The 5,772-nt window shown below is 39.9% G+C and carries 5 protein-coding genes; 2 read left to right on the top strand and 3 right to left on the bottom strand.

What is annotated here, in order from left to right; all coding sequences use genetic code 11:
* Positions 1-448: hypothetical protein (locus Q1R07_RS10995; RefSeq protein ID WP_300489923.1), on the top strand; the 448-nt coding region annotated here is incomplete at its 5' end.
* Between the two features lie 355 nt (positions 449-803).
* Complete coding sequence (locus Q1R07_RS11000; RefSeq protein ID WP_300489926.1) at positions 804-1,442, top strand: helix-turn-helix domain-containing protein; 639 nt, start codon at positions 804-806, stop codon at positions 1,440-1,442.
* Between the two features lie 47 nt (positions 1,443-1,489).
* Here Q1R07_RS11000 and Q1R07_RS11005 read toward each other — a convergent pair whose 3' ends face one another.
* From Q1R07_RS11005 to Q1R07_RS11015, 3 genes are all read right to left on the bottom strand, one after another.
* Positions 1,490-3,427, bottom strand: coding sequence for an OmpA family protein (locus Q1R07_RS11005; protein ID WP_300489929.1), 1,938 nt, complete (start codon positions 3,425-3,427; stop codon positions 1,490-1,492).
* 11 nt (positions 3,428-3,438) lie between these two features.
* Positions 3,439-4,368, bottom strand: coding sequence for a type IX secretion system membrane protein PorP/SprF (locus Q1R07_RS11010; RefSeq protein ID WP_300489932.1), 930 nt, complete (start codon positions 4,366-4,368; stop codon positions 3,439-3,441).
* A 49-nt stretch (positions 4,369-4,417) separates the two neighbouring features.
* The coding region (locus Q1R07_RS11015) for a gliding motility-associated C-terminal domain-containing protein (RefSeq protein WP_300489937.1) at positions 4,418-5,772 on the bottom strand (1,355 nt) is incomplete at its 5' end.

Consider the following 5,772-nt stretch of genomic DNA (forward strand, 5'->3'; position numbering starts at 1 on the left):
TAATGACGCTACCGAAATGGGTGGTAACAATTTTATCAATACGATAACCGGAAGCTCCTTTACCGAAGGAGGCGCACTTGCCACCGATAAGGATTTTATCAATTTACCACCGGGAACTTATAAAATTACCCTAAAAGCATCCTATACAAACGGTAGTAGCGGTTTATTAAGTCTTTCGACTACCAATAACCTTAATTTCCGTTTCTATGTAAATGGCACGGAATACTCCCGTCAATATTCCACCTTTAATGCCACCGGACTTCTAAGTTTGGGTATTGCTGCCGATTTAGTAAAAAATGATTGCATTTTTAACGACTTCGTTACGCTGACAGCCGCCTCCACTCCCATCTATTTTTCAGTACAGAATGATGGCAGTATTCCTTATACCATTACCGGAAAATCCGGAACATCCTACCGCTCCATAATTCTTGTTGAACGTTTACGTTAGCCCTATACCCCATATCTCCCAGCCATTCCTTTATGATAAACCTTAGAGGAATGGCATTATTTTTCCTATTTTTCTTATAAAAAATAGCGTCTTGCGATTTTTAGTAAATAATTGTGAAAATTATGTTCCTAGAAACCAAAAAAGTAATTATTTTTGTTCTGTTGTAAAAATTACGGAAAAACCGTAATTCAAATCCAAAATTATTTATATAAGTAAATTAATTCCATTTTACAGCGCTGTTAAAAAAAGAACACCTTATTGTAAAAAAAATAATTTTCCTTACAATCATGGCATATTTTTTGACAAAATAGTTTAGGAACAGTTAATGAATTGATAATTATATTAGAACCTGAAAATGCAAGAGGGAAACATACAAACCGCGAAAAGTATCTTAACGCGTGTTAAAAAGGTCTTTAAAATAAAAACAGATGCACAATTAGCCGAATTACTGAATATTAAGCCGAACACCATCTCTAGTTGGAAGAAGCGAAATACGCTCGACTATGAATCCATCATCGCGCAATGTAACAAAGCTAACATTGATCTGAACGAGATTTTCCTTGGAAATGAGAACTTCAACTTTAAGAAAAAAACAACACCGATTATTACGAAAGAGATGCTTTTTCAATATACTACCGGTGAGTTAAATCTTGAAAGAAGCGATATTCCAACCATTAATATCCCATTTTTACAACAAAAGCGTTCGATGGTATTCCAGGTGAATACTTCCGAAATGGAACCGGATATTAAAGAAAATACTTTCGTAATCTGCGAAGAAGCCAGCGCCAGCGATATTGCCAGCAATTCGTACGCTGTTTTGATCAGCAAAGAAAAAGGATTGTATATGTCTAAAGTTTTACAAAATGAAACTGACGAATCGCAATTAACACTTATATCGCGAAAAGAGTCCATCTTTTCTGCTAAAAATGAGATCAAGAAAGACAAAATAGATGAGATTTGGAAAATAAAAGGTGTTCTTGATATCTTTAATTAAAAAAGGAGTTCCGACTGGAACTCCTTTTTGTTTTTATTAAGTCTAATTTATTTTTCTACGATAATAAAATCGGAACGACGGTTCACCGCATATTCCGCTTCGGTACATTTTACTCCGTTGCGGCATTTGTTTTTTGGTCGCGTTTCGCTATATCCGATCGCGCTTAAAACTCGTTCCGGCTCAATTCCGGATTCGATAATATAGCGTTGTGTCGCTTTGGCACGATTATCCGATAATTTCAGGTTATAGGAATCCGTTCCTCTGGAATCGGTGTGCGATTCGATTTTGATTTTTACTTTTGGGAATGTTCGCATTACATAAACCACGCGATCCAATTCGGTTACCGCTTGTGGTGTAATATCCCATTTGTTGTAATCGAAATAAATCGGATTCACATCAATTTTTTCATTTTTACCATCTTTAACGGTAAAATCTTCCAGTTTCGCCAATTCAAAATCTACCGACAATTTTGCTTCATTTTTAGCGTTGGCTACTACCGGTTTATCTTGATTGGCAAATCCCTCTTTCGAAGCATCAAATTTATAGGTCGCACTACACGGAATTGTGATCTGGTATTTGCCATCTTCGCCCGTTGCGGTTTCGAATTTTAAATCGCCAAACGAATCGTACACTTTTATCGCCGCACCGGCAATAGGCAGTTTTGTTTTAGCACTTACAACCGTTCCGGATACAAACTGGTTGCATTCGGCTTTTGACTTCGTAAAGAAATAAATATCGTCATCGCCTTTACCTCCGTCACGATTGGACGAAAAATAGCCATATTTGGTTTCAGCATCAATGATATACGAAAAATCATCTTTATTACTATTAACCGGTTCGCCCAGGTTTTTAGGCTCGTCAAAATTTAACTTACCGGAATGTTTGCTTTCGTACACATCCAATCCACCAAAACCGTAATGTCCATCGGATGAAAAATACAATATACCGTTGTTGTAATACGGAAACATTTCCCGTCCGATCGTATTGATTTTTGGTCCCAGATTTTGTGGCGTATTAATACTTCCGTCGGCAAAAACTTCGGCTACATAAATGTCGGTTTCCCCATATCCGCCCGGCATATCAGACACAAAAAACAACCATTTCCCATCCGGACTTAACGACGGATGTCCAACGCTATATTCATAACTGTTGAAAAACATTTTTTCGATATTGATCACTTTTCCGTTTTCAATTGTTCCGCGGAAGATCTGGAAGTTGTTCACACCTTCCTTGTCGATTTTCAGTTTGTTTTTATTCTTTTTGGTCGCATTGGTTGTAAAATAGATCGTTTTTAAATCCGGTGAAAACGTCAAGGTCGCATCGTGATAATTGGAGTTGATTTCTTCATAAAACGGCTTTTCGTTAAACAAAGCACCGGTCGACGCATTTCTGTCGGCTACATAAAACGACAGGAAAGGTTGTTCGTTCCAGGAATACAGTCGTTTGATCAGTTTTCCTCCTTTTTTACTGGATGAATACACCAACTGGTTTCCATAGAAAGTCGATCCGAAATCGGAATACGATGTATTAATTTCCAACGGTACAATCTTATAAAGTGATGGCTTCTGTGCCAAACTGTCATTGTATTTCTGCTGGGCATTAAAACTATCGATCATCTCCTGATTTCCTTTGCCTTTGAGGTATTCTTTAGTGATCTTATTTGCATCTTCATAATCGCGTACGCCACGAAGCGTTTGCGTGTAGCGCAACATATATACTTCGTTCAGGTTTTGCCCCTGTACCGTATATAATTTCTTATACCAGGTTAAGGCTTTACGCATATCACCAAGATAATAGTACGTATCCCCTACATTCATTAACGTTTGTATCGACGGATTGGGTTCCTTTTCCAAATATTCTTCATATGCTTTGGCCGCATCTACATAACACATTCCGTGAAACAGTTTGTCGGCGTCCTTCAGCTTTTGCTGAGCATAGGTAAAATGGATACAAAATAACAGGCTGAAAAATAGTATTTTCTTCATATACTTCGGTATTAGAAAAATCGTGGTGATTTAATTGCTGATGATTTCGGTGGCAGTTGGAAACGCAAAATGATTTCATGCGTTCCATCGTTGTATTTGTTTAATTTGGTTGTGGAATAATCGAATGCATATCCTATAAAGAAATGATCCAGGAATTGCAATCCGGCCATCGCACTCACCGAGTCGTCCCAACGATAGGAAGCACCCAATGTTACCTTTTCCTGAATCAAGAAATTTGCCGATAAATCGGCGGCCAACGGTGCTCCCGAAACCGCTTTTAACATTACGGAAGGTTTGAATTTAAGCCCATCCGTGACATCAAATACATATCCTCCGATAAGATAATAGTGTAGTTTGTCGGCCATTACCGATTCCTGAATATCATCGTAATAATCCTGTTTGATGAAATTCGGAACAGAGGCACCCAAATACCACTTTTCGCCATACAAGTACAAACCGGCACCGATTAATGGCATGATCTTATTGGAAATATTGTTGTTTAACAGCACATCATTACTATCTAAATACCGCCCTTTGGACCAGTCGACATTTAAAACCCTGGCACCGGCTTTTAAACCGAATGCCAATTTGGCTTTATAGCCCAGGTTAAGGGTGTATGAAAAGTTTCCGGATGCAGACGTCTCGGTAGACGGCCCGATTTTGTCGGCGATTACATTTAGCCCCAAACCGATTTTATCGGATATCGGCGAATGTACTCCCAACGTTCCTGTTCTCGGAGCACCATCGATTCCCACCCATTGCGAACGGAGTAGCAAATTGGCTTCCAGTACTCCGGGTGAACCTGTATATCCGGGATTGATGGTGATGGTATTGTACATGTACTGCGTATACTCCGGATTTTGTTGTGCTTTTGTCTTTTGAGGTAGCAAAAATGCCGCTCCTAAAAAACTTATGGCTATTAGTTTTATATTGATTCTCATATTGCGTCGTATTTAATTGATAAAAAACTTTGGAAAGGTTATATCATGATTATCTCATGATATAAACCCATCCGGTTTTAACAGTACCTGTATTGTCTCCCGTATCAAAAACATAGTAATATGTTCCTGTAGGTAAAACGGATCCGTCAAACGTTCCGTTGACATTCGAAATTCCTTTCCAGTCGTTTTGGTAATATCTTGTTTTATAAACCAGATTACCGTAACGGTTGAATATTTCTAAGGAGTTATTCGGGAAATGTTCGGCACATTTAATCGTGAATACATCGTTGGCTCCGTCGTCGTTAGGGGTAAACTCGTTGTATACCACCAAACATTTCGGTTCTACTGAAGCACTGGCGGTATTGTTGTTTACATCTACATCTACCGGGTCGGAACTCGTTATGGTAGCCGTATTCAAATAATCGCCTGAGAATAAAACTTTAACGGTAAGTTGTAAAGTTGCCACCTGATTGGCATTTAGCGTCGGAATCGTCCAGATTCCGGTATTGTTGTTATAGGTTCCGTGGGAAACTACCATACTCACAAATGCATAGCCATTCGGAATTGCTTCGTTTACAATAATATTCTGGAATTGTGCCTGACCCGTATTGGTAACGGTAATCGTAAAGACTACATTGTCATCAATAAACGGTGTCGGATTGTCAACCGATTTGGTAATAGTGATATCCGAACAGTTGGTTACATTCAGATTCATTGCAGCCGAGTTACTCGTGCTACATCCGTTGGCATCGTTGTAGGATACGCTAACGGTATTGGCTCCGATTTGTGTCCACAGTACGGTAATTGTATTATCGGTTGTTGTACCACCGTTTACAATCTGTCCGCCACTGCTTACCACCCATACATAGTTGGACATTCCGGTATTGGTTGTATACGTCACCTGATCCTGAATACAAGCTGTTGGAGAACCACCTGTGATGGTTGCCTGTGTTCCGTTAAAGAACTGAACCGCAACAGCCAATCGGATGGAGCTCTCACAACCGGTAACCGGATCAACCAGTACACCATAATAGGTTCCTGCCGTTAATGGTGTGTTTGATGCCACTACGGTTCCGCCGGTTGGCGCATTGTACCAGATTACTCCGGTTTCGTTTACCTGAATCGACGCTACCGTTGGATTGGCAGTCTGACAGAAGTCCTGAGTCGTATCGTTTGTTGTTGGCGTTGGCGCATCGTTTATCTGAACCGCTACCGCCAATCGGATAGAGCTTTCACAACCCGAAGTTGGATCAACCAAAGCGGCATAGTAGGTTCCCGTTGTTAATGGCGTAGTTGAAGTGACTACTGTTCCGCCGGTTGGTGCATTGTACCAGATCACTCCGGTTTCATTCACCTGAATCGACGCTACCGTTGGATTGGTCGATTTACAGAAAGCCTGACTGG

It is taken from the genome of Flavobacterium sp., from assembly GCF_030146175.1.
Taxonomy (GTDB): domain Bacteria; phylum Bacteroidota; class Bacteroidia; order Flavobacteriales; family Flavobacteriaceae; genus Flavobacterium.

Bases quoted from the DNA above. Each gene is read 5' to 3' on its own strand.
- Q1R07_RS11010 (WP_300489932.1), bottom strand. From the start codon at position 4,368: ATGAGAATCAATATAAAACTAATAGCCATAAGTTTTTTAGGAGCGGCA.
- Q1R07_RS11000 (WP_300489926.1), top strand. From the start codon at position 804: ATGCAAGAGGGAAACATACAAACCGCGAAAAGTATCTTAACGCGTGTT.
- Q1R07_RS11005 (WP_300489929.1), bottom strand. From the start codon at position 3,427: ATGAAGAAAATACTATTTTTCAGCCTGTTATTTTGTATCCATTTTACC.